General features: G+C 39.3%; 1 protein-coding gene. It reads left to right on the forward strand.

The genetic code is table 11. The annotated features are described in order from the left end of the window. Window positions 1-86 precede the first annotated feature (86 nt). The coding region (locus HC175_RS18705) for a carboxypeptidase-like regulatory domain-containing protein (protein ID WP_168139708.1) at window positions 87-445 on the forward strand (359 nt) is incomplete at its 3' end.

A 445-nucleotide genomic window follows, 5' to 3' on the forward strand; every position in this document is an offset into this window, starting at 1 on the left:
TTCGGCCTGAAAAATACCCGTCAGGCATATGTGAAATATTTCCAAAATTCAGTATATTAGGAGATAGATCTTTAAAATCCTGAGCCATGAAAAATTCCCTTCATTTATTCCTGAAAAAGATAATGGCCCTGCTCATCATATGTAGTTTTTATGCAGAAGGTAAAGCAATGTTCCAGCAAATTCCGGGAACTCCCTTTACTGAATATAAAGGCAAAGTGGTAAACAGCCGTGATCAGGAACCTTTATCTGCGGTATATCTTGCTGTTGAGAACAGCAATGTTTCCACAGTGACCAACAGCGACGGTGAGTTCTCCCTCAAGATCCCCAACAACAATGACAATGTCAACGTAATTGTTTCCCACCTCGGTTTTAGAAGTCAGAAATTGCCTTTGTCATTTTTTCAAAAAGGCAATGTTGTGATCGAACTACAGGAAACTTTGGAAGA

This window comes from Salinimicrobium oceani, from assembly GCF_012037645.1.